Origin of the sequence: Delftia sp. GW456-R20 (assembly GCF_001622915.1) — a bacterium.
Taxonomy (GTDB): domain Bacteria; phylum Pseudomonadota; class Gammaproteobacteria; order Burkholderiales; family Burkholderiaceae_C; genus Comamonas; species Comamonas acidovorans.
In genome coordinates, this window is record NZ_LWCN01000001.1 from 169,234 (window position 1) to 191,287 (window position 22,054).

16 protein-coding genes are annotated in these 22,054 nt (G+C 68.4%); 11 read left to right on the forward strand and 5 right to left on the reverse strand.

The genetic code is table 11. The features are described from left to right. Positions 1 to 27 precede the first annotated feature (27 nt). The 3 genes from A4F85_RS00720 (at position 28) to A4F85_RS00730 (ending at position 4,684) form a co-directional block, all read left to right on the forward strand. Entirely contained in the window at positions 28 to 1,662 is a 1,635-nt protein-coding gene (locus tag A4F85_RS00720; protein ID WP_063325339.1) for an alkaline phosphatase D family protein, read from the forward strand. A gap of 137 nt (positions 1,663 to 1,799) precedes the next feature. Further along, complete coding sequence (gltS, locus tag A4F85_RS00725; RefSeq protein WP_012206832.1) at positions 1,800 to 3,029, forward strand: sodium/glutamate symporter; 1,230 nt, start codon at positions 1,800 to 1,802, stop codon at positions 3,027 to 3,029. Between the two features lie 23 nt (positions 3,030 to 3,052). Beyond that, positions 3,053 to 4,684: a phospholipase D family protein gene (locus A4F85_RS00730; RefSeq protein ID WP_063325340.1), complete on the forward strand. Its 1,632-nt coding sequence runs from the start codon at positions 3,053 to 3,055 to the stop codon at positions 4,682 to 4,684. Between the two features lie 16 nt (positions 4,685 to 4,700). On the opposite strand, the gene A4F85_RS00735 is transcribed toward A4F85_RS00730, so the two are convergent. Next, positions 4,701 to 6,023, reverse strand: coding sequence for an NAD(P)/FAD-dependent oxidoreductase (locus A4F85_RS00735; RefSeq protein ID WP_063325341.1), 1,323 nt, complete (start codon positions 6,021 to 6,023; stop codon positions 4,701 to 4,703). 397 nt (positions 6,024 to 6,420) lie between these two features. Between A4F85_RS00735 and A4F85_RS00740 the strand changes: the two genes are divergently transcribed. Genes A4F85_RS00740 through A4F85_RS00750 form a run of 3 tightly spaced genes read left to right on the forward strand, consistent with a single transcriptional unit; the run spans position 6,421 to position 7,837 of the window. After that, on the forward strand, positions 6,421 to 6,696 hold the full coding sequence (locus tag A4F85_RS00740; RefSeq protein ID WP_012206835.1) for a ParD-like family protein: 276 nt from the start codon (positions 6,421 to 6,423) through the stop codon (positions 6,694 to 6,696). Then, positions 6,693 to 7,499 carry a type I methionyl aminopeptidase gene (gene map, locus A4F85_RS00745; RefSeq protein WP_034396318.1) on the forward strand — a complete coding sequence of 269 codons (807 nt, stop codon included), beginning with the start codon at positions 6,693 to 6,695 and terminating at the stop codon, positions 7,497 to 7,499. Before A4F85_RS00740 ends, map begins: the two co-directional genes overlap by 4 nt. Positions 7,500 to 7,501: 2 nt before the next feature. Then, positions 7,502 to 7,837 carry an SMR family transporter gene (locus tag A4F85_RS00750; RefSeq protein ID WP_063325342.1) on the forward strand — a complete coding sequence of 112 codons (336 nt, stop codon included), beginning with the start codon at positions 7,502 to 7,504 and terminating at the stop codon, positions 7,835 to 7,837. Positions 7,838 to 7,864: 27 nt separating this feature from the next. On the opposite strand, the gene A4F85_RS00755 is transcribed toward A4F85_RS00750, so the two are convergent. The 3 genes from A4F85_RS00755 to A4F85_RS00765 form a co-directional block, all read right to left on the reverse strand. Then, on the reverse strand, positions 7,865 to 9,511 hold the full coding sequence (locus tag A4F85_RS00755) for an acyl-CoA synthetase (protein ID WP_012206838.1): 1,647 nt from the start codon (positions 9,509 to 9,511) through the stop codon (positions 7,865 to 7,867). A 471-nt stretch (positions 9,512 to 9,982) separates the two neighbouring features. Continuing rightward, positions 9,983 to 11,455, reverse strand: coding sequence for a hypothetical protein (locus tag A4F85_RS00760; RefSeq protein WP_063325343.1), 1,473 nt, complete (start codon positions 11,453 to 11,455; stop codon positions 9,983 to 9,985). 3 nt (positions 11,456 to 11,458) lie between these two features. Next, a complete protein-coding gene (locus tag A4F85_RS00765; RefSeq protein WP_013801155.1) occupies positions 11,459 to 12,793 on the reverse strand; it encodes an SPFH domain-containing protein in 1,335 nt (444 codons plus the stop codon). A gap of 266 nt (positions 12,794 to 13,059) precedes the next feature. On the opposite strand from A4F85_RS00765, the gene A4F85_RS00770 reads away from it, so the two are divergent. The 5 genes from A4F85_RS00770 to A4F85_RS00790 all read left to right on the forward strand — a co-directional run bounded on the left by A4F85_RS00770 (position 13,060) and on the right by A4F85_RS00790 (position 21,421). Then, positions 13,060 to 13,785 (forward strand): response regulator transcription factor, encoded by a 726-nt coding sequence (locus A4F85_RS00770; RefSeq protein ID WP_012206841.1) that lies wholly within the window; start codon positions 13,060 to 13,062, stop codon positions 13,783 to 13,785. Next, complete coding sequence (locus A4F85_RS00775) at positions 13,782 to 16,010, forward strand: sensor histidine kinase (RefSeq protein ID WP_063325344.1); 2,229 nt, start codon at positions 13,782 to 13,784, stop codon at positions 16,008 to 16,010. The genes A4F85_RS00770 and A4F85_RS00775 overlap by 4 nt, the downstream gene beginning before the upstream one ends. A gap of 41 nt (positions 16,011 to 16,051) precedes the next feature. Continuing rightward, positions 16,052 to 18,085, forward strand: a complete 2,034-nt coding sequence (dnaG, locus tag A4F85_RS00780; protein WP_063325345.1) for a DNA primase — start codon at positions 16,052 to 16,054, stop codon at positions 18,083 to 18,085. Between the two features lie 263 nt (positions 18,086 to 18,348). Further along, positions 18,349 to 20,790, forward strand: coding sequence for an RNA polymerase sigma factor RpoD (gene rpoD, locus A4F85_RS00785; protein ID WP_013801152.1), 2,442 nt, complete (start codon positions 18,349 to 18,351; stop codon positions 20,788 to 20,790). A 151-nt stretch (positions 20,791 to 20,941) separates the two neighbouring features. Further along, positions 20,942 to 21,421, forward strand: coding sequence for a CYTH domain-containing protein (locus tag A4F85_RS00790; protein ID WP_063325346.1), 480 nt, complete (start codon positions 20,942 to 20,944; stop codon positions 21,419 to 21,421). 85 nt (positions 21,422 to 21,506) lie between these two features. Here the strand turns inward: A4F85_RS00790 and A4F85_RS00795 are convergent, their stop codons facing one another. Then, positions 21,507 to 22,013 (reverse strand): GNAT family N-acetyltransferase, encoded by a 507-nt coding sequence (locus A4F85_RS00795; RefSeq protein ID WP_063325347.1) that lies wholly within the window; start codon positions 22,011 to 22,013, stop codon positions 21,507 to 21,509. Positions 22,014 to 22,054: the final 41 nt, after the last annotated feature.

A 22,054-nucleotide genomic window follows, 5' to 3' on the forward strand; every position in this document is an offset into this window, starting at 1 on the left:
TTTTTGCGCCACCTGCCCCGAACCGCCATGCACCTGCCCTTCAGCGCCTCCGTCCCTGCACCGCGGCGCCAGTTTCTGGTCGGCTCGGGCCTGGCCACGGCGCTGGGCCAGTTGCCTGCCTGGGCCCGGCTGGGCGAGCGGCCTGCGCACAACCCCTTCACGCTGGGCGTGGCCAGCGGCGACCCCGAACCCGACAACGTGCTGCTGTGGACGCGGCTGACGCCACCGCTGGCCCAGCTGGGCGAGACCGACACCACGGCCATGCCTGCGCTCAAGATCCGCTGGGAGCTGGCGCACGACCCGCTGTTCCGCCACATCGTGCGCAGCGGCGAGGCCATGGCGCAGCCCGAATGGGGCCACGGCGTGCATGTGCAGGTGGGAGGACTGGCGCCCGACCGCTGGTACCACTACCGCTTCATGCTGGGACAGGCGGTCAGCGGCACGGGCCGCTGCCGCACGGCGCCCGCCCCCGGCAGCATGCCGCAGCGCCTGCGCCTGGCCTATGCCTCCTGCCAGCGCTGGGAGCACGGCTACTACGCGGCCTGGCGCCAGGTGGTGCAGGATGCGCCGGACCTGGTGATCTTCCTGGGCGACTACATCTACGAATACGCCACGCCCGCCATGACGCTGGGCCTGGCCCGCACGCACAACCTGCGCGCCGCGCAGACCCTGCAGGACTACCGCGACCGCTACGCCCTGCACAAGAGCGACCCGCTGCTGCAGGCCGCGCACGCCCTGTGCAACTGGTCCGTGGGCTGGGACGACCATGAGGTGGAGAACAACTACGCGGGCGACCAGGGCCAGGGCGATGCCGCGCGTTTCCTGGCCCGGCGCATGGCCGCCTGGCAGGCCTTCTACGAAAACATGCCGCTGCGTGCCAGCGCGCTGACGGGCGCCGGGGCATCGCATGGCGGCGGCGGCCTGCAGCTGTACCGCAGCCTGCAATGGGGCCGGCTGGCCCGGCTGCATCTGCTGGACGGCCGCCAGTACCGCAGCGCCCAGGCCTGCCGCATCGAGGGCGAGGCAGACAAGGGCAGCGTGCGCCCTGCGCAATGTGCGGCCCTGTCGGACACGGCGCGCAGCTTCCTGGGCTGGACCCAGGAGCAGTGGCTGTACCGCCAACTGGCCGAGGACGCCCGCCACCAGGGCAGCGAGGGGCCGCGCTGGAGCATCCTGGCCCAGCCCACCCTGCTGTCGGCGCACCGGCCGCCCTCGGGATCGCAGGCCACGGACAGCTGGGACGGCTACCCGGCCGCGCGCCAGCGCCTGGTGCGCCACCTCACGCCGGGCGCCCAGCCCACGCCGCGCAACAGCGTGCTGCTGGGCGGCGACCTGCACCAGAACTACGTCTGTGCCGTGCATGCCGATCCCGAGGCCGCGCCCGAACGGCGCAACCCCATCGTGGCCAGCGAGTTCTGCAGCACCTCGATCACCTCGCGCAGCGGCACCACACAGGCCAAGGTCGATGCCATCGTCGCCCACAACCCGCAGGTGCTGTACGCACGCTGCGAGGAACGCGGCTATGGCCTGGCAGACATCACGCCCGAACGCTGGACCAGCGAGCTGCGTGCCGTGGCCAACCCCATGCGCGCCGACAGCCGCATCTACACGCTGGCCCGCTTCACCGTCGAGGACAGGCGGCCCGGCCCCGTAGCCAGCTGACAGGGCACTGACACAGGGCACGACCGAAGGGCACTTTCAGCAGGCCTCGGAACCAGTGGCTATCCTGACATCGCCACCCGGCATGCCGCCTATCGTATGGTGAGCTGCCTTGCCCCGCCCACCAGAACACGGAAGCCATGCACCTGACTTTCAGCGCCTACTACACCCTGATCTTCGCCGCCCTCGTCCTTTTGCTGGGCAAATGGCTGGTGCAGCACCTGCGCCTGCTGCGCGAATTCAACATCCCCGAACCCGTGGCCGGCGGTCTGGTCGTCGCCGTCGCCCTGTTCGTGCTCAACCAGACCCTGGGCTACACCTTCAGCTTCAGCAGCGAGCTGCAGATGGCCTTCATGCTGGTGTTTTTCTCATCCATCGGGCTGAGCGCCAATTTCGCCAAGCTGCGCGAAGGCGGCCGTTCGCTGCTGCTGTTCCTGGCCGTGGTCGCCGTCTTCATCGGCCTGCAGGACCTGGTGGGCGTGAGCCTGGCCACGATGCTCGGGCTCGACCCGCTGTTCGGGCTGATCGCAGGCTCCGTCACCCTGACGGGCGGCCATGGCACGGCAGGCGCCTGGGGCCAGGTTTTCGAGCGCGAATACGGGATCCAGGGCGCGGTCACGCTGGGCATTGCCTGTGCCACCTTCGGACTGGTGATCGGCGGCCTGATCGGCGGTCCCCTGGCCAAGGCCCTGATCACGCGCCGCAGGCTTGCCGTGCACGACCCCGCAGCCGCCCCCGAAAAACAGCCCCCGCTGGGCGAAAGTGCAAGCCACGGCGGCTTCGAGAATCCCGAGCAGACGCGCCTGATCACCACCAGCGCGGCCATAGAAACACTGGCCCTGTTCGCAGGCTGCCTGGGCTTTGCCGAGTTCATGGCGCAGTTCACCGCCGGCACCCTGTTCTCCCTGCCCACCTTCGTCTGGGCGCTGGCAGGCGGCGTCGTGATCCGCAATACGCTGGACTATGTCTTTCACTTCCAGGTATTCGACCGGGCCATCGACGTCTTCGGCAATGCCTCGCTGTCCATCTACCTGGCCATGGCCCTGCTGTCGCTCAAGCTGTGGGAGCTGGCGGGGCTGGCGGCGCCGCTGATGGTGATCCTGGCGGCCCAGACCCTGGTGATGGGCCTGTATGCCGCGCTGGTGACCTTCCGCATCATGGGCAGCAACTACGATGCGGCCGTGCTGGCCGCCGGCCACTGCGGTTTCGGAATGGGTGCCACGCCCACGGCCGTGGCCAACATGCAGGCCATCACCAACCAGTACGGCCCCTCGCACAAGGCCTTCCTCATCGTGCCGATGGTGGGCGCCTTCTTCGTCGACATCGTCAATGCCACGGTGATCCAGCTGTTCATCCGCTGGCTGCACTGACCATCGCAAACACCGAACGCACCATGCCCCTGCTGCGCCGCGCCCTTGCCACCACCCAGGCGCTCGTCCTGGCCCTGCTGCTGGCAGGCTGCAGCCTGCCGCCGCTGGCCGGCCGCAGCGAATCCACGGCGCTGGCGCCAGAAGCCGCCCAGGCCACGCTGCTGGGCCAGGCGCTGGCACCGCTGCTGGACCAGCATCCGGGACTCACTGGCATCCACGCGCTTTCCGATGCACGCAACGCCTACGCGGCGCGTGCCCTGCTGGCCCGCGTGGCCCAGCGCACGCTGGATGTGCAGTACTACATCTGGCGTGACGACACCACGGGCCACCTGCTGCTTGACGAACTGCGCCAGGCCGCCGACCGGGGCGTGCGCGTGCGCCTGCTGCTGGACGACGGCGGCACGGCGGGGCTGGACACGCAGCTCAGCGCGCTGGACCGGCATCCGCAGATCGAGGTGCGGCTGTTCAACCCCTTTGCGCAGCGCACGCCCAAGACGCTGGGCTATGTCACGGATTTCTCGCGCACGCAGCGGCGCATGCACAACAAGAGCTTCACGGCCGACAGCCAGGCCAGCATCGTGGGTGGACGCAACATCGGCGACGAGTACTTCGCGGCCACCGACGGCGTGCTGTTCGCCGATCTGGACGTGGTCGCCATGGGGCCGGTGGTGGCCGATATCGCGCACTCGTTCGACCAGTACTGGGCCAGCGCCTCGGCCTACCCCGTGGCCAGCCTGCTGCCGCCGCTGCCCGACTATGCGGTGGCGCGCGCCAGCGAGGCCCTGGCCACCGAGGTGCATCGCCCCGAGGCCCAGGCCTATGTGCGCGCCGTGGCGCAAAGCCCGTTCACGCAAGAGCTGCTGGCCGGCCGCCTACCACTGCAATGGGCCCGCACCACCCTGGTCAGCGACGACCCGGCCAAGGTGCTGGGCCAGGTGCCCAGGCAGGGGCTGCTGATCACGCAGCTGGCACCCGCCATCGGCCAGCCGCAGCGCCAGCTGGACCTGGTCTCGCCCTACTTCGTGCCCACCGAGGACGGTGTGCGCGCCCTGGCCGGCCTGCGCCGCCAGGGCATTGCCGTGCGCGTGCTCACCAACAGCCTGGAGGCGACCGACGTGGCCGTAGTCCATGCCGGCTATGCCCGGTACCGGCGCCCGCTGATCGAGGAAGGCGTGCAGTTGTACGAGCTGCGCCGCCAGATCGGCGAGCCGGACACGCCCGCCGCCGATGCAGGCGTGCCCCGGCAAGGGCCCCCGTCGCCCGCCGCGTCCTCGGGCGGGAAGGCGGGCGTGGGTTCGGGCAGCCGCCCCGGCAGCTCGGGCTCCAGCCTGCATGCGAAGACTTTTGCGGTCGATGGCGAGCGCATCTTCGTGGGCTCGTTCAACTTCGACCCGCGCTCGGCCCACCTCAACACCGAGATGGGCCTGCTGATCGACAGCCCCGAGATGGCTTCGCAGATGAGCCGCATGCTCGACCAGAGCCTGCCGTCCGCCGCCTACCACGTGCAGATCGATGCACAGGGCCGCCTGAGCTGGACCACGGAAAGCGGCACGCCGCCTGAGCCACTCACCACTACCACCGAGCCCGGCAGCAGTGCATTCAAGCGCCTGATGCTGCGCGTGCTGGGCTGGCTGCCCATCGAGGGGCTGCTTTGATGCCGGGCCCGGCCGCTCAGTCCAGCCGGATCGACGGGCGCAGGCGCGAATTCATCAAATCGATCAGCCACAGCAGCCCGCCGCGCCAAAAGCCGTAGATGCGGGCCTGGTGCGAGCGGTACAGCATGATGTGGCTCAGCATGGCCATGCGCCCGCGGATCACGCCGCCGTTGAACAGGCCGAATTTGCCCAGCGATCCATAGGCGTCGTAATGGGCCAATGACACCAGGGCGCCAAAGTCGCGGTAGGCAAAGCCTTCGGGACGGAAACCCGGCTCCTTCAGCAGGCGCGGCAGCGTCTCCACCAGATAGCGGGCCTGCTGGTGCGCCACCTGGGCGGTGGGCGGCAGCGGCACGCTGGCGCCGGGCAGGGTGAAGCTGGCGCAATCCCCCACGGCGTAGACATGGGGGTCGCTGGTCTGCAACTGGCCGTTGACCTTGAGCTGGTTGCCTTGCGTGGTCTCCAGTCCCAGCTGCGCCAGGAAGGCCGGGGCCTTCACGCCCGCTGCCCAGACACGCAGGCCTGCGGGGACGAACTCGCCGCTGGCCAGCACGAACCCCTCTTCGCTGGCCGACTGCACGCGGCCGTTGACGATCACCGAAACGCCCAGGGCCTGCAGCCGCAGGCGCGTGGCTTCGGAAATCTCTTCAGGAAAACCGGGCAGCAGGCGCGGCCCGGCCTCGATCAACACGATGCCGAAGCGCGCGGCCTCGCCCAGCGCGCCGTAGGCCCGGGCGCTCTCGGCCAGCTGCACCAGCTCGGCCGCCAGCTCCACGCCCGTGGCGCCGCCGCCCACGATGGCCACGCGCAGCTGCTCGCCGCTGGTCATGCAGCGCACCATGCGCAGGCGGATCTCGCTGTTGAAGGCATCGGCCTTGCGGCGCGAGTCGATCATGAAGCAGTGCTCGTCCACGCCCGGCGTGCCGAAATCATTGGCACCGCTGCCCACGGCGATCACCAGCCGGTCGTAGGCAATGCGCCGGCCCGGCACGATCTCGCGGCCATCGGGCGCCTCGATGGGGGCCAGCAGCACCTCGCGGGCCTCGCGGTCCAGGCCGCACATTTCGCCGGGCTGGTAGGCAAAGCTGGCGTCGCTGGCCTGGGCCAGGTAGGTGGTCTGCTGCTGGGCCAGGTCGCGCGTGCCGGCTGCAATGGTGTGCAGCATGGGCTTCCAGACATGGGCCGAATCGCTGTCCACCAGGGTCACCGAGCCGATGGCGTCCGTGCGTCTCTTGCCCAGCGCCGTGGCAATCTCCAGCCCCGCCACGCCACCGCCCACGACGACGATGCGCGCCCCGCCCGATCCCGTTGCCGAACCCGCTTCTTGTTCCTTGCCCATTGCTGCTCCCTGCCGGAAGGCCCGGCCGGCCGCACCATGCGCCGGCTTGCAGGACATTCGCTTCCAGACAGTCTTGATTCTTGTCAGTTTGGGTAGCAGGCGACTTGCTAGGGGTAAGCCCCAGATCTGCAACAGATATCTGATAGAAGACCGCAGATCGCGCAAGGCCCAGTCTTGTACAGGACCGCGCTGCAGGAAAAACATCATCCCTGCCGGATGGCCAGCCGGACGTGATCATTGCGCTATCAACACAAGAGCATCCACCCCGTACGTCACGCAGCATCGACGACGACATGGCGGCCTGCATCTGCAGGCCTGCACGAATGCCCCGCCTCCGGGCCCGCGATTTGCGATTGTCAATATACGAAACGTATATTCCCCGTATGATCGCCACCCCATGGGAATCGTCAAAATATCCGACCAATTGCACGACCAGATCCGCCTGTCCAGCGCGGCCCTGGGTCGATCCATCAACGCCCAGGCCGAGCATTGGCTGCGTGTCGGCCAGCTGGCCGAACACCATCCCCATCTCGACTACGCAGGCATCTGCGCCCTGCTGCTGCAGGAGGCCGCAGCCACGCTGAAGCTGGGCGAGCCCGAAGCGGCACCGGCTCCCGCCGATACGGCAGCACGCCGCCCGCGCCCCGTGCGCCTGTCCGGAGGCCTGCAATGAGGGGCGCCAAGCTGCGCAGCGTTCCGCTGCACGACGCCCTCGATATCGGGCAATCACGCAAGGCCGGTGGCCTGGCCGCCCGTGTCCTGCAGATGCTGGTGCCCCACGTGCAGCCGGGCGTCAGCACCGAGCACCTGGACAAGCTCTGCCATGACTTCATCGTCGACGAACTGCGCTGCGTGCCCACCAACGTGGGCTACCACGGCTTTCCGAAGACGGTCTGCACCTCGCCCAACCACGTGGTCTGCCACGGCATCCCCGACGCCCGGCAGATCCTGCGCGAGGGCGACATCCTCAACGTCGATGTGGCCGTGACCACGCCCGAGGGCTGGATCGGCGACACCAGCCGCATGTACTACGTGGGCCAGCCGTCCAACCAGGCGCGCCGCCTGGTGGAGACCACCTACGAGGCCCTGCTGGCCGGCATCCGCGCCGTGCGCCCCGGCGCCACGCTGGGCGACATCGGCCATGCCATCCAGACCGTGGCCCAGCGCGAGCGCTTCAGCGTGGTGCGCGAGTACTGCGGCCACGGCATCGGCAAGGTCTACCACGACGACCCCCAGGTGCTGCATTACGGCCAGCCCGGCCAGGGCATGGTGCTGGAGGCCGGCATGATCTTCACCATCGAGCCCATGCTCAACGCCGGCAAGGCGGCCACGCGCGAACTGGCCGACGGCTGGACGGTGATCACCAACGACAAGTCGCTGTCCGCCCAGTGGGAGCACATGGTGGTGGTGACCGACACGGGCTTCGACGTGCTCACGCGCTGGCCCGAGGGCACCGGCAGCTACGCGGCCATCTGAGCATGGCGTCCAACTACCTGTACCTGGGCCTGGCCATCGTCGCCGAGGTGGCGGCCACCTCCTGCCTCAAGCAGTCCGAAGGCTTCACGCGGCTGTGGCCCAGCGTGGTCACGGTCCTGGGCTACGCGCTGGCCTTCTACTTCCTGTCGCTGACGCTGCGCACCGTGCCCACGGGCGTGGCCTATGCGATCTGGTCCGGCGCGGGCATCGTGCTGATCTCCCTGGTCGGATGGCTCTGGCAGGGCCAGACGCTGGACCTGCCCGCGCTGGCGGGCATGAGCCTGATCGTGGCGGGCGTGCTGGTCATCCAGCTGTTTTCCAAGACGGCCGGACACTGAGCCGCTGCCCGCGCTGCGGCCCGGCCTTCAGCCCGTGATGGCCTGGACCGATCCGGCCTGCCGGCGCAGCTCGAACTTCTGGATCTTGCCCGTGCTGGTCTTGGGCAGCTCGCCAAAGACCACGGCGCGCGGCACCTTGTAGCCGGCCAGGTGCTTCTTGCAGTGGGCCACGATGTCTTCGGCCGTGGTCTGGGCGCCGGCCTTCAGCTCGATGAAGGCGCAGGGCGTCTCGCCCCACTTGGGATCGGGCTTGGCCACCACGGCGGCGGCCAGCACGGCCGGGTGGCGGTAGAGCACGTCCTCGACCTCGATGGACGAGATGTTCTCCCCGCCCGAGATGATGATGTCCTTGCTGCGGTCCTTGATCTGTATATAGCCGTCCGGATGCTGCACGGCCAGGTCGCCCGTGTGGAACCAGCCGCCGCGGAAGGCCTCGTCCGTGGCCTGCGGGTTCTTCAGGTAGCCCTTCATGGCGATGTTGCCCTGGAACATGATCTCGCCCATGGTCTGGCCGTCATGGGGCACGGGCTCCATGGTCTCCGGATCGAGCACGCTGGCCGAGCGCTGCAGGTGGTAGCGCACGCCCTGGCGGGAATTGAGGCGTGCGCGTTCGCCGATGTCCAGCGCATCCCAGGCTGCATGCTTGGCGCAGACCGTGGCCGGGCCATAGACCTCGGTCAGGCCGTAGACATGGGTGATGTCGAAGCCCAGCTGCTCCATGCCCTCGATCATCGACGCCGGTGGTGCGGCGCCCGCCACCATGGCCTTGACCCCGGCGGGCACGCCCTCCTTCATGGCGGCCGGCGCATTGACCAGCAGGCCGTGCACGATGGGCGCGCCGCAGTAATGCGTGACGCCATGGTTGCGGATGGCATCGAAGATGGCCTGCGCCTCCACCCGGCGCAGGCAGACATTGACCCCCGCGCGCGCCGCCACCGTCCACGGAAAGCACCAGCCGTTGCAATGGAACATGGGCAGGGTCCACAGGTAGACGGCGTGCTTGGGCATGTCCCACTCCAGCACATTGCTGATGGCATTGATGGCCGCGCCCCGGTGGTGATAGACCACGCCCTTGGGGTTGCCCGTGGTGCCGCTGGTGTAGTTCAGCGCAATGGCGTCCCACTCGTCGGCGGGCAGTTGCCAGTCGAAACCGGCATCGCCACCGGCCACGAAATCGTCGTAGTCCAGGCTGCCCACCTGCTCGGCGGCCGGGCCGTACAGCGCGTCCTCGACCTGGATCACCAGCAGCGGCGCGCTGCGCTGGCGCAGCTTCAGCGCCTTGGCCACCACGCCCGTGAACTCCGGGTCCACGATCAGCACCTTGGCCTCGCCGTGGTCCAGCATGAAGGCAATGGTTTCCGCATCCAGCCGCGTGTTCAGCGCATTGAGCACGGCCCCCGCCATGGGCACGCCGAAATGCGCCTCCACCATGGGCGGCGTATTGGGCAGCATCACGGCCACGGTGTCGTTCTTGCCCACGCCAGCCTTGTGCAGGCTGCTGGCCAGCTGGCGGCAGCGCGCATAGGTCTCGCCCCAGTTGCGGCGCAGCGTGCCGTGGACCACGGCCAGCCGCTCGGGATAGACCTCGGCCGTGCGGGCGATGAAGCCCAAGGGGCTGAGCGGCGCATGGTTGGCGCTGTTGCGCTCCAGATGCTGGTCGTAAATGTGGGTCATCGTGGTCTCCGGTTCGCTGGGTTTTCTGGTGAGATGCCCGCCTGCCGCCGCAGGCTGGCGAAACCTGAAGATATAGCAAGACAGGCTTACACAAGCTTGATGCGCATCCACCCGGCTCGCCACCGCACAGGCCCGGATAACCAAAGCGGCATGCATGGTCTTTGCAGGGCATCACAACTTTCAGAATTTCATGAAAATTGAAAATACTTATGCAGAACAATCACTTGACCTGCCTGCAGGCGCGCCCCCGACTGTCCCCCAGGCGACTGCACAACCACAGTCCTCTATAAGACATCATTTATCAGATGACTCGGCCGCACGGCCTCGGCTTCACTCGTAGAATCGCCGCTTGGATTCGCCGGCCAGCACCGCTGGAAGGCGAACAAGGAGTTCCTAGAGGAGTCGCCTGGCAACGCTCCAGGCATCGTTGGAGACGAGCCTGCACCCCACCGGTGCAGGCTTTTTTTTGCTTCAGCGCAGGCTCAGGGACTGGCGCTTCCAGGCCTGGTCCTGCCAGCGCTGGAACAGCGGCAGGGCAGACACATCGCCGGTCACGCGCTCGGTGGCCAGGCCGTCCAGCCGCACTACTTCGAAGCTCTTGCGGTAGCGGCCCTGGCCACGGGCCTCGCGCGCCACCAGCATCAGCTGGCCGCCAGGCACCCAGCCCGCCCATTCGGCCACGCCGGTCTCCGGGGCTGTGGCGGCCGGGGGCAGCACGTCGGCCAGCCAGCCGCCTTCGGTCTTGCGCAGCACCCACAGTTCGCGCCAGCCTTCCAGCGGCTGCACGGCCAGGGCCACGGCCGTGCCCTCGCGATTGGTGCTGGCCGATGCGGCCCACACCACGCCATAGGTGCAGCGGCGCAACAAAGGGGCCTTGGCGCCGTGCTGGGCGTCCACCAGCAGCACGCAGGTTTCGCCGGGAGCACCGGGCTCGGTCAGCAGCGTCGGGCGGGCTCCGGCAGCAGGAGCCACAGCAGCAACAGGCGACAGCGCCCAGCGCACGGCGCTCACCCGCATGGCCGCGTCGTTGTAGGCGCTCTGGTCTTCATCGGGCAGCTCGGACTTGCTGACGCCCGTGAACTCGGCCAGCGCCCGGGCGGCCGATGCCGCCACGGCAGGGTCGGCCATGCTCTTGCGCGCCTGCTGAAAGGCCAGCGCCGCCCACACGCTGGCGCGGCGCATCTGCACGCGGCCGCGCAGGTAGGGCGGCAGGCCGGTCACGTCCACGCGCTCCAGCACATCGGCCTGCCAGGCATGCATGCGGGCGCGCTCATGGGCCGGCAGATCGGGGTCCACGCATTCGGGCCGTGTCAGCGCCAGGGCGGCGCGGGCGCGCTGCGGCGCGTCGGCGGCGGGCATGGCCAGCACGCGGCGGAAGAATTCGCCTTCATAGCAGACCTGCATGCGGCCTTCGACCTCATAGGTCGCAAAGCGCAGGCCGTAGCCGTTGGCCACATCCAGGTGGGCCGACAGCGTGGCGCCCGAGGCCTTGCCGGGCGCCGCGGCGGAGGCGCGCCGCGCCAGCCGGTCGGCAAAGCCGCCCAGTGCGTCGAAGGCCTGCGCGCCTTCGGCGCCAGCCAGGGTCCTGGCGGGCGCGGCCTGCAGGTAGGCGGCCGCCAGGCCGATGCCCAGCGCCTCGGCACCGGGCGTGTCCTGCACGAAGCGCAGCACGGCCAGCAAGGCGGGAGCATCGGCCTCGGTCATGGCCACGCGGCGCACATCGCCGGCGCGGATGAAGCCGCCGCGCTCGCGCTTGTGGTCCCAGACCTGGAGGTAGTCCAGGCGTTCGCCCCTGATCTCCAGCACCTCGCCCTGCCACAGGCTGGCCTGCTGCTGGGCGCCATCGCGCGGCGCGGCGCGCAGGCTGGCCTGGTCCTGCACCACGATGGCGCTGCCCATGCCGGTGGCCAGCGCTGCGGCGGCCAAGGTCGATACGGTCAGCATGGCTTATTGCTCCTGAACGGCTGCGTTGGCATCTTCGGCCGCCACGGAGGCTGCGCCGGCCTGTGCATTGCGGCTGCCGCCCAGCAGGGCCGCGCCGATGAAGTCGCCATTGGTCGGCGGGGGCGCGATGATGACCTGGATCTTGTCCGAAAGCTTGTCGGCCAGCGTCTTCTGGATGAGCAGCGGGTAGCGCGTGACCAGGGTGCCCTCGCGTGCCATCTGCTCGGCGTTGACCTTGCCCAGGCGGTCCATGCGGAAGGCCTCGGCCTCGGCCAGTTTCTGGCGCGCATCGGCTTCGCCATTGGCCTCGATGCGGCGGGCCTGGGCGCTGCCCTCGGCGGCTTTCACGCGGGCCACGCGCTCGGCCTCGGCCTCCAGCTGGCGCTGCTCGATCTGGCGCTGCTTGAAGGGCAGCACATGCTTCATGGCCTCTTCCTGGGCACGCGCGGCAATCACCTGCTCGCGCGCGGCGGCTTCGGCGGCCACTTCGCGGCGCACCTTGTCGGCATTGGCGTCCAGCTCGGTTTCCTTGACGCGCTTGTCCTTGAGTTCCAGCGTGTAGCGCATCTTCTCCGAGGCCAGCTCCTCGGCCAGCAGGCTGTCCATGCCGCGGCGGTACTCGGCGGGCAGGTCCACCTTGCCGATCTGGATGCTGCGCAGCGTGACGCCGTCGGCCGCCAGGCGCGTGCGCAGTTCGGTCTCCATGATCTGGGCGATCTCGGCACGCTTGGTCGAGAAGATTTCGCGCACGGTGTAGCGCGCAAACACCTTGTAGACCAGGCCCTGCACGGCGGGCTCCACGATGTCGCCGCCTATGTCCAGAGGCAGGTTGCCGGCCTTGACGGCGGGCGATGCGGGATCAAGCGCATAGCGCACGTTCAGGTCCAGGCCCAGGGACAGGCCCTCGACCGACTGCAGGGGTGCGCTGCCATTGGCCTGGCGCATGGCCTCCGGGCGGTAGCTCTGGTCGCGCAGGGAGAACACGCGCACCGTGTGCAGGCCCGGCACCACCCATACGCTGCCATCGCGCCACAGGCTGACGGAGCCCGTGAACTGGTTCAGGCGCACGCCCAGCGTGCCCTGCTCCAGGTGCTGCACGGGCGGGTTGCGCACCACCACCAGACCTGCCGCCACCACCACGGCGCCGATGGCCAGCCAGCGCACGGTACGTGCCGTGGGCAGCAGGACCGCCCAGTCCACGGGCTGGCGGCGGGGCGCGTTGCCCGGCAGCGTTGCAGCATCGGACCCGGCTGCGGGCGCGGCAGTGCCGGCTTCGTCCAGGCGGGCGGACTTGCGGCCCGTCAGGGCCTGCATGATGCGGTTCCAGGTGGCTTTCATGGTGTTCTCTCTCTCGGCTGTGATGGCTGTTGTTGGCTGTTGTTGGCTGTTTCTGAGGCACCGGAAACAGGGGTGGCTCATTGAGGACCGATTGTTCGGATCCACCCCGGAAGCAACAACGCAGCGCACGGACCAAAGCGCTCACACCGGCTGCGCAAACGCTCCGGCCCCGGAAGAAAAACTCACACCCGGGCCGGCGCAGGGCCGAGATAATCCCGCGAACACCGCCACGGCGGCCTCCCCCGACCCCACCACCGCACAGCCCCATGACCCGTATCGCCGTGATCGAAGACGACCTGCCCACCAGCAACCAGTTGGCGGGATGGATACGCAGTGCGCGCAGCGGCATCGTGATCGACCAGTGGTTCACGCGCGACGAGGCCGAGGCCGCCCTGGCCCGCGAGCACTACGACGCCGTGGTGCTGGACATCGAGCTGGGCCGCGAGCGCCATGCGGGCGTGGCCCTGATCAACGCCATCAACAAGCTGGGCCAGGGCACGCCGGTGCTGGTGGTCTCGGCCATGCCGGCCGCCATCTACCGCAGCATCATGAAAGCGCTGGACGCCTGGGACTACCTGCAAAAGACCACCTTCGAGGAGGCGGACTTCATCGAGACCTTCCTGGACATCCTGCGCACCACGCAGCGCGCGGCGCCCGTGGCCGCGCAGGCCGCCGCAGCGCCCGCAGGCGACGCCCTGGTGCTGGACCCGCTGTGGCAGCGCACGCCCACCTGGCGCGGCGAGCGCATCAACCTGCCGCTGACGGCCCAGCGCATCCTGGCCACGCTGCACCAGCGCAGCGGCGAAGTGGTGTCCTACGACGAGCTGTTCGAGGTGGTCAAAAGCGGCCGCAACCGCGACAACGTGCGCAAGCACGTCAGCACCATCCGCGAGGCCCTGCGCGAGGTGGACCCGGGCTTCGAAGGCATAGAGAACGTGCCCATGCGCGGCTTTCGCTGGGTGGGCCAGGCCGGCGCCGCCGTCCGCACATGAAGCGCCTGCTCAACCCCAGGCTGGAGCTGCCCCGGCTGGAAGTGCCGCGCCTGGGCCTGGCCGCCTTCCGCCAGCGCATCCTGCTGCGCGGCGTGTTCGTGCTGCTGGCCGTGGCCACGGTGGCGCTGAGCGTGGTGGTGCTCAAGGACGAGAAGGAACGCGCCTGGCAGGCCTACCAGCACGGCTTTGTGCGCAGCCAGGCCGAGGTCATGGCGCGGCTGCGCCATCCTTCGGGCCGGCTGGCCCTGCTCAACGCCGGCCACCTGGGCCAGGGCGTGACGCCGCTGGCGCCGCTGCTGCTGCCCTACGCGGCCATCGACTTCGACGATCCGCAAAAGTCCCAGCAGGCCGTGGAGATGGCCGGCTGCTCGGTGCAGTATCCCGATGGCGCCTCGCTGTGCGCAGCCATTGGCAACAATCCCTACGCAGGCGGCTTCATCTATCTGGTGGGCAGCTTCTTCGCAGGCGAGCTGACACCGCGCGAGCGCGGCTCGCGCGAGCCCGCCCAGGCGCACCGCGCCCGCATCACGCTGGACATGCGCGGCAGCACCTACCGCTGGATCGCGCCCTATGAGGCCATGCCGCAGCAGGGCAACAAGTCCGGCAACGGCGAGCACGGCCGGCTCACCGGCTTTGTGGACAACGGCACGCCCCAGCTTGACGCCCGCGCGCGGCCCGTGCGCGATTTCCGTGGCTGGCTCTGGCAGAACGGCCATTGCCGCGACCTGCCGCCTGGCGTGCAGGGCAATGCGGGCAATGACAAGACACCCCCTGCAGCCGACTGCCTGCGCCGCACGCACTACTCCATCCGCCTGCCGGTCGAGCTGTTCCGCGAAGCCCTGTTCCGCAGGGACGTGCGCCCCGTCTGGCCGCCTGAAGACCTGGGCAGCATGCGTGTGCGAGTGGAAATGCTGGCCCCCGGCGACACGGAGCCGCCGCTGTTCGACAGCAACTCGCCTGGGGCGCAGCTGGCAGCCTCGCTCAACGACATCTCGCGCAGCCTGCTGCCGGGCGAGCGCGTGCAGATCCGCAAGGTGGGTGCCGACGAAGCCAGCGCCATCACCCTCAAGGGCGTGGATGTGCAGGCCGCGCCGTCGGCGCCCTGGCTGCTGCGCCTGATCAGCTGGCTGCCGCTGGATGCGGCCGGCGTCTCCGCCGCCACCATGACCCCGGCCGTGCCCACGGGCCAGGACATCCTGGACACGCCCACGGGCAACTACACCGTCAGCTTCACCGGCCACCCGCGCGATGTGGAGCAGGGCCTGGCCGCCGTGGCCACGCGCCTGTCGTGGTACCTGGGCGCCATGCTGGCCGCCATTGCGCTGGCCTGGCTGATCGTCGAGCTGGGGCTGATCCGCCGCGTGACCGCCCTCACCCGGCGCGCCGCCGCCGTGTCGTACAACGTGCAGGACGGCCATGTCGGCCCGCGCCTGGGCGACCTTGAAGTGTCGGACCTTCGTGGTTCCGACGAGCTGGGCATTCTGGCCGGCGGACTGGCCGACCTGCTGCAGCGCGTGAAGGACGACCTGCAGCGCGAACAGCTGCGCGCCCAGCAGGAACGCGACATGTGGCATGCCGTGGGCCACGAAATCATGTCGCCCCTGCAATCGCTGATGGTGCTTTACGGGCCCGACGACCCCGGCCACCGCTACGTGCAGCGCATGCAGCAGGCCGTGCATGTGCTCTACGGCACGGCATCGCCGGCCGAGGCGCTGCAGGCCGCCAACGTGCCCGAAGGCCGGCTGGACCTGAACGCCTTCCTGTCCCACGTGGCCGCCAACGCGCACTTCGCGGGCATTGCCAACGTGGTCTACGAAGGCGGGAGCGGGGAAGGGGGCGGGGGCGGGAACAGGGACGTCACGGGCGCCGTGATCGTGCGTGCCGACGAGTTTGCGCTGGAAGACGTGGTCACCCACATCCTGCGCAATGCCGACAGCTACCGCCCCGCGGGCACGGCCATCACGCTGTCGCTGTCGGCCTCGGAGTCCGCCGCCAGCGCCACGCTGCACAACCAGGGCGCCACCATTGCGGAGGACCTGCTGGAGCGCATCTTCGAGCTGGGCGTGTCCGCCCCCCAGGAGCCGGCGGCCGCCGGCGGCGCCGAGCACCGGGGCCAGGGCCTGTTCGTGGCCAGGACCTACATGGCCAAGATGGGCGGCACGATCAAGGCGCACAACACGCGCGATGGCGTGGCCTTCACGCTGACCTTCCAGCGCCTGGGCTGAGGGCCGGGCACCGCCGGCCAGTGCCCCCGGGGCACGGCCGGATGGCCCCGCGAAGGCACAATACGCGGGTGTCCATTCCCCAATCGTTCATCCAGGAATTGCTCTCGCGCGTCGACGTGGTCGATATCGTGGGACGCTACGTGCAGCTCAGGAAGGGCGGCGCCAACTTCATGGGCCTGTGCCCGTTCCACAGCGAGAAGTCGCCCTCCTTCACCGTCAGTCCCAGCAAGCAGTTCTATCACTGCTTTGGCTGCGGCAAGAATGGCAACGCCATCGGCTTTCTGATGGACCATGCCGGCATGGGCTTCGTCGAAGCCGTGCAGGATCTTGCCGGCCAGGTCGGCCTGCAGGTGCCGCAGGACGACATCAGCCCCGCCGAGCGCGAGCGCCAGGCCGCGCAAAAGCAGAAACAGGCCACCCTCACCGACGTGCTGGAGAAGGCAGGCGACGCCTACCGCAAGCACCTCAAGGCATCGCCCCAGGCCATCGACTACCTCAAGCGCCGCGGCGTCTCGGGCGAGACCGCCAAGCGCTTCGGCCTGGGCTACGCGCCTGCGGGCTGGCGGTCGCTGGCCAGCGTGTTCCCGCAGTACGACGATCCGCAGCTCGAAGAATCGGGCCTGGTCATCGTTGGCGAGGGCGACGACAAGCGCTACGACCGCTTCCGCGACCGGCTGATGTTTCCCATCCGCAACGTCAAGGGCGAGTGCATCGGCTTCGGCGGCCGCGTCTTCGGCGACGAGAAGCCCAAATACCTGAATTCGCCCGAAACCCCGGTCTTTCACAAGGGGCGCGAGCTCTACGGCCTCTTCGAGGCCCGCACCGCCCTGCGCGACATGGGCTATGCGCTGGTCACCGAAGGCTATATGGACGTGGTGGCCCTGGCCCAGCTGGGCTTTGCCAACGCCGTCGCCACGCTGGGCACGGCCTGCACACCCGACCATATTCACAAACTGTTTCGATTTACCGAAGCCGTCGTCTTCAGCTTCGACGGAGACGCGGCGGGTCGGCGCGCCGCGCGCAAGGCGCTCGATGCGGCCCTGCCCTATGCCAGCGACACGCGCAGCGTCAAATTCCTCTTCCTGCCCGCCGAGCATGACCCGGACAGCTTCATCCGCGAATACGGCAGCGAAGCCTTTGCCCGCTACGTGGGCGACGCGCTGCCGTTGAGCCGCTTTCTCATCGAGGCGGCCAGCGAAGGCTGCGACCTGGGCCAGGCCGAAGGCCGTGCCCACATGGCCAGCAATGCCCGCCCGCTGTGGACGGCACTGCCCGACGGCGCCCTCAAGCGCCAGCTGCTGGGCGAGATCGCCGAACTCGTGCAGCTGGATGCGCGCGATCTCTCGGACCTGTGGTCGCAGGAAGCCGCCCGCAGCGGTCCCGCACGGGGCTCCATGGCCGGTGGCGCCCACCATCCGGGCCAGGCCAGCCATGCACCGGCCGCGCCCGACTGGGGCCAGCCGGCCGAATACAACACCCCTTCGGGCTGGCCCGAGGGGGGCAGCCAGGGCGGCGGCGCAGGCGGCTGGCGCGGCGGCGAGCCCGGGCGCGGCGGCAAAAAGCCCTGGCCGCGCAAGCCCTGGGACAAAAATGGCCGCAGCGACTTCAACCCGCCCCCCATGGGGCCGCGCGTAGCACCCGCCACACGCACGGACCAGGCGGCGCGCCTGCTCATGGCGCACATGGAGTTCATGGAAGAACTCACCCACGAGGACTTCGAGGCGCTGGCGCGCTGCGCCGCCGGGCACGGCGCGCTGTTCCGCTGGATGGAAGCACAGTTCCAGGAATCCGGCCCCCGGCCCTTCGCCGTGCTGCGCGAGCAGCTGCGCGGCCTGCCCCATGAAGTGCTGGCGGACAAGCTGATGAGCGGCCCCCACGCCCATCCCGAAGGCGAGCTGTCCGAGCTGCGCCGCGAGCTGCGCGGCGTGCTCAACCGCATCGTCATCGACCACATCAAGGCCCAGATCGACGAAGCCGTGCGCGACATGGCACGGGACCCCAGCGCCGCCCAGCGCTATCGCGATCTCTTTGCCCGACAGCAGGTCCTGGAAAACCAGATGCGTACTTCCTCTTGAAATCGAGGTAAGCAGATATAATTAGGGGCTATCGGCAAGAGCGACAGCAGCACCTCCGGACCGGGCCCCGTGAAGAACTCACGTGATTGCAGCAACTGCACGGCCCAATTTCCCGCAAGGACTGCACACCAAATGTTCGCCCAGACATCTTGCCTGGAACGTTTTTCGCTTCCCTGGCGGACCTAGTCCGTCCGCGCGTGCGCCTAGGCGGCGCTTGTTTGAGTTTCCCTTTGTGTGTGTTCGCTCCTGACCGTGAGGTGTTCATGCCCGTTTCAAAGTCCGTGAAGTCCAAGCAGGCCCCCGAAGCTCCAGCGAAGCCCAAGACTTCGACAACCTCTTCAGCCCCGGCCAAGGCCGGTGCCGGCAAAGCCGCTGCAGGACCGAAGAGCGCCGCATCTGCGGCCAAAGCAAAGAAAGATACCGACGTGGTAACCAAGTCCCAAGCCGAACTCAAAGCCATGGCCGACGAGCTGCTCGCCGCCGCGACCCCCAAGCGCGGCCGCAAGAAGGCAGCCGAAGGCGACGACGCCCCCGCCCAGACCGAAAAGAAGCCTGCCGCCGCCAAGAAGGCGCCGGCCAAGGCAGCCGCAAGCTCCACCGCCGCTGCCAAGACCCCCGCCAAGCGCGGCCGCAAGCCCAAAGCCAAGGAAGGCGGCGACGACATCGATGATGCCGACCTGTCCGACATCGATGGCGACATCGACGGCGAAGGTGAAGGCGAGTCCGAGGTCGAGACCGAAGTGGAAGTCGAGGTCGAGACCACTTCGGCCCCGGCCGAAAAGGTCAAGCCCCTGCGCATGAAGATCAGCAAGGCCAAGGAACGCGCCTTGATGAAGGAATTCGGCCTGGACGAAACCGTCCTGACCGAAGAGGAAATGTCCACCCGCCGCCAGCGCCTGAAGGCGCTGATCAAGCTGGGCAAGACGCGCGGCTACCTGACGCACAGCGAAATCAACGACCACCTGCCCGACAAGCTGGTCGATGCCGAGACGCTGGAAGTCGTGATCTCCATGCTCAACGACATGGGCGTGGCCGTCTACGAGCAGACGCCCGACGCGGAAACCCTGCTGCTGAACAACACGGGCCAGTCCGCCACCACCGAAGAGGAAGCCGAGGAAGAGGCCGAAGCCGCCCTGTCCACGGTGGACTCCGAGTTCGGCCGCACCACCGACCCCGTGCGCATGTACATGCGCGAAATGGGCACGGTCGAGCTGCTGACGCGCGAAGGCGAAATCGAAATCGCCAAGCGCATCGAAGGCGGCCTGATGGACATGATGGAGGCCATCTCGGCCTCGCCTGCCACCATCGCAGAAATCCTGGCCATGTCCGAGGAAATCCGCGAAGGCAAGGTCGTCATCTCCACCATCGTCGACGGCTTCGTCAACGCCAATGAGAACGACGACTACGTGGCCGAAGAAGACTTCGACGAATACGACGAAGAGGACGACGACGACGGCAAGGGCGGCTCCAAGGCGCTGACCAAGAAGCTCGAAGAACTCAAGAACGAGGCGCTGCGCCGCTTCGACGCCATGCGCGAGAACTTCGACAAGATGCACAAGGTGTACGACAAGGACGGCTACGGCACGCCCGTGTACATGAAGGTGCAGAAGGCCCTGACCGAAGAGCTGATGACCATCCGCTTCACGGCCAAGACCATCGAGAAGCTGTGCGACCTCGTGCGCGCCCAGGTGGATGACGTGCGCAAGAAGGAACGCGAGCTGCGCAAGATCATCGTGGACAAGTGCGGCATGCCGCAGGAGACCTTCATCGCCCAGTTCCCGCCCAACCTGCTGAACCTGCAGTGGGTGGTGCAGCAGGTCGCGGCCGGCAAGCCCTGGAGCAACGTGCTCGAGCGCAACATCCCGCCCGTGCAGGAGCTGCAGCAGAACCTGATCGACCTGCAATCGCGCGTGGTCGTGCCGCTGGACGAGCTCAAGCGCATCAACAAGCGCATGAACGATGGCGAGCGCGCCAGCCGTGACGCCAAGAAGGAGATGATCGAGGCCAACCTGCGCCTGGTGATCTCCATCGCCAAGAAGTACACGAACCGCGGCCTGCAGTTCCTGGACCTGATCCAGGAAGGCAACATCGGCCTGATGAAGGCGGTGGACAAGTTCGAATACCGTCGCGGCTACAAGTTCTCGACCTATGCCACGTGGTGGATCCGCCAGGCCATCACGCGCTCGATCGCCGACCAGGCGCGCACCATCCGTATCCCGGTGCACATGATCGAGACCATCAACAAGATGAACCGCATCTCGCGCCAGCATCTGCAGGAGTTCGGCTTCGAGCCCGATGCGTCCATCCTGGCGGCCAAGATGGAGATCCCCGAGGACAAGATCCGCAAGATCATGAAGATCGCCAAGGAGCCGATCTCCATGGAAACGCCGATCGGCGACGACGACGATTCGCACCTGGGCGACTTCATCGAGGACACCAACAACACCGCTCCCGTGGACGCCGCCATGCAGGCCGGCCTGCGCGACGTGGTCAAGGACATCCTCGACGGCCTCACCCCGCGCGAAGCCAAGGTGCTGCGCATGCGCTTCGGCATCGAAATGTCCACCGACCACACGCTGGAAGAAGTGGGCAAGCAGTTCGACGTCACGCGCGAACGCATCCGCCAGATCGAGGCCAAGGCCCTGCGCAAGCTCAAGCACCCGAGCCGCTCGGACAAGCTGCGCAGCTTCATCGACTCGCTGTAAGGCGCTGTGGATGCCGGCCCCCGGGCCGGCAACCGCCCCCCCTGGAAAGCCCCGCACTCCCCTGCGGGGCTTTTTGTTTGTGGCGGGCCATCTGCCGGGCAGGGCGACGGTGGCGCGATAGACTGCCGCCTTTGTCTGCACGGGCAACAGCATGGCTCTCGAAATCGAACGCAAATACCTGGTGGCCGACCCTGGCATCGTGGCAGGCCTGATCGGCGTGCGCATGGCGCAGGGATACATCGCCGACAACGGCATGTGGGTGCGGGTGCGCATCGCCGGAGACACCGGATTTCTCACGCTCAAGGGCCCGGCACGCGGCATGAGCCGGGCCGAATTCGAATACCGGATCCCGCTGGCCGATGCCGAGACGCTGCTGGCCCAGCACTGCGCGCATGGCGCCATCGACAAGGTGCGCTACATCGTGCCGGTGGACGGTTTCGACTTCGAGGTCGATGTGTTCGAAGGCCCCCTGGCCGGCCTGGTCACGGCCGAGATCGAGCTGGCCAGCGAGGATATCCAGCCGCCATCGCCCGCCTGGCTGGGCGCGGAGGTCACCTCCGACCTGCGCTACAGCAATTCGCAACTGGCCAAGACCCGGCAGTTGCCCTCACCGGCCGTGCTGCCGGGTTGACGCAGGACGGCCCTGTGGACGCCCCGGGGCTATAGGGACTGACTGCCGGGACTGACTGCCGGGACTGCCTGCGCCGTGCAGCGGTTCAGCCGCCGGCCCGGTCCAGGGCCATCGTCTGCACCCGCAGTTCGCAGCCCTCGCGCAGCGGCTGCAGATCGCCCTGCGCCCGGAAGCCATGCGCCAAATACAGCCGCATGGCGGGAGAGTCTGCTGCGGTCACGCCCAGCCGCACACGCCGCATGCCCATCTGCCAGGCCCAGGCGACGGCCTGCGCCAGCAGCGCCTGGCCCGCGCCCCGGCCACGCGCGGCAGGATCGACCCACATCTGAAAGAGGTCGGCCACGCCGGGCTCGTCGGCACACAGCTTGCACCAGACCAGGCCGCAGGCCTGTTCGCCGTTGACAGCGAAGAGCACCCTGTCCCTGCCCCCGGCAGCAGCGGCCTGCAGCCGTGCAGCCCAGTCCGCGTCAGCCCTTGCAGCCTCTGCCGCCCAGGTGCTGCCGAAGGCGTCGGGGGCATCGCGCAGGGCACGCAGGCGGATATCTCGGTACTGCGGCCATTCATGGGGATCAACGGGGCGGATGGAGATCATGGAGCTTTGTGCGTCAGGCAAAGGGGTTGGGAAAGAGAACC

Excerpts from the sequence above, each read along its gene's own strand:
- A4F85_RS00720 (WP_063325339.1), top strand. The coding sequence starts at position 28 with ATGCACCTGCCCTTCAGCGCCTCCGTCCCTGCACCGCGGCGCCAGTTT.
- gltS (WP_012206832.1), top strand. The coding sequence starts at position 1,800 with ATGCACCTGACTTTCAGCGCCTACTACACCCTGATCTTCGCCGCCCTC.
- A4F85_RS00730 (WP_063325340.1), top strand. The coding sequence starts at position 3,053 with ATGCCCCTGCTGCGCCGCGCCCTTGCCACCACCCAGGCGCTCGTCCTG.
- A4F85_RS00735 (WP_063325341.1), bottom strand. The coding sequence starts at position 6,023 with ATGGGCAAGGAACAAGAAGCGGGTTCGGCAACGGGATCGGGCGGGGCG.
- A4F85_RS00740 (WP_012206835.1), top strand. The coding sequence starts at position 6,421 with ATGGGAATCGTCAAAATATCCGACCAATTGCACGACCAGATCCGCCTG.
- map (WP_034396318.1), top strand. The coding sequence starts at position 6,693 with ATGAGGGGCGCCAAGCTGCGCAGCGTTCCGCTGCACGACGCCCTCGAT.
- A4F85_RS00750 (WP_063325342.1), top strand. The coding sequence starts at position 7,502 with ATGGCGTCCAACTACCTGTACCTGGGCCTGGCCATCGTCGCCGAGGTG.
- A4F85_RS00755 (WP_012206838.1), bottom strand. The coding sequence starts at position 9,511 with ATGACCCACATTTACGACCAGCATCTGGAGCGCAACAGCGCCAACCAT.
- A4F85_RS00760 (WP_063325343.1), bottom strand. The coding sequence starts at position 11,455 with ATGCTGACCGTATCGACCTTGGCCGCCGCAGCGCTGGCCACCGGCATG.
- A4F85_RS00765 (WP_013801155.1), bottom strand. The coding sequence starts at position 12,793 with ATGAAAGCCACCTGGAACCGCATCATGCAGGCCCTGACGGGCCGCAAG.
- A4F85_RS00770 (WP_012206841.1), top strand. The coding sequence starts at position 13,060 with ATGACCCGTATCGCCGTGATCGAAGACGACCTGCCCACCAGCAACCAG.
- A4F85_RS00775 (WP_063325344.1), top strand. The coding sequence starts at position 13,782 with ATGAAGCGCCTGCTCAACCCCAGGCTGGAGCTGCCCCGGCTGGAAGTG.
- dnaG (WP_063325345.1), top strand. The coding sequence starts at position 16,052 with ATGGCCCCGCGAAGGCACAATACGCGGGTGTCCATTCCCCAATCGTTC.
- rpoD (WP_013801152.1), top strand. The coding sequence starts at position 18,349 with ATGCCCGTTTCAAAGTCCGTGAAGTCCAAGCAGGCCCCCGAAGCTCCA.
- A4F85_RS00790 (WP_063325346.1), top strand. The coding sequence starts at position 20,942 with ATGGCTCTCGAAATCGAACGCAAATACCTGGTGGCCGACCCTGGCATC.
- A4F85_RS00795 (WP_063325347.1), bottom strand. The coding sequence starts at position 22,013 with ATGATCTCCATCCGCCCCGTTGATCCCCATGAATGGCCGCAGTACCGA.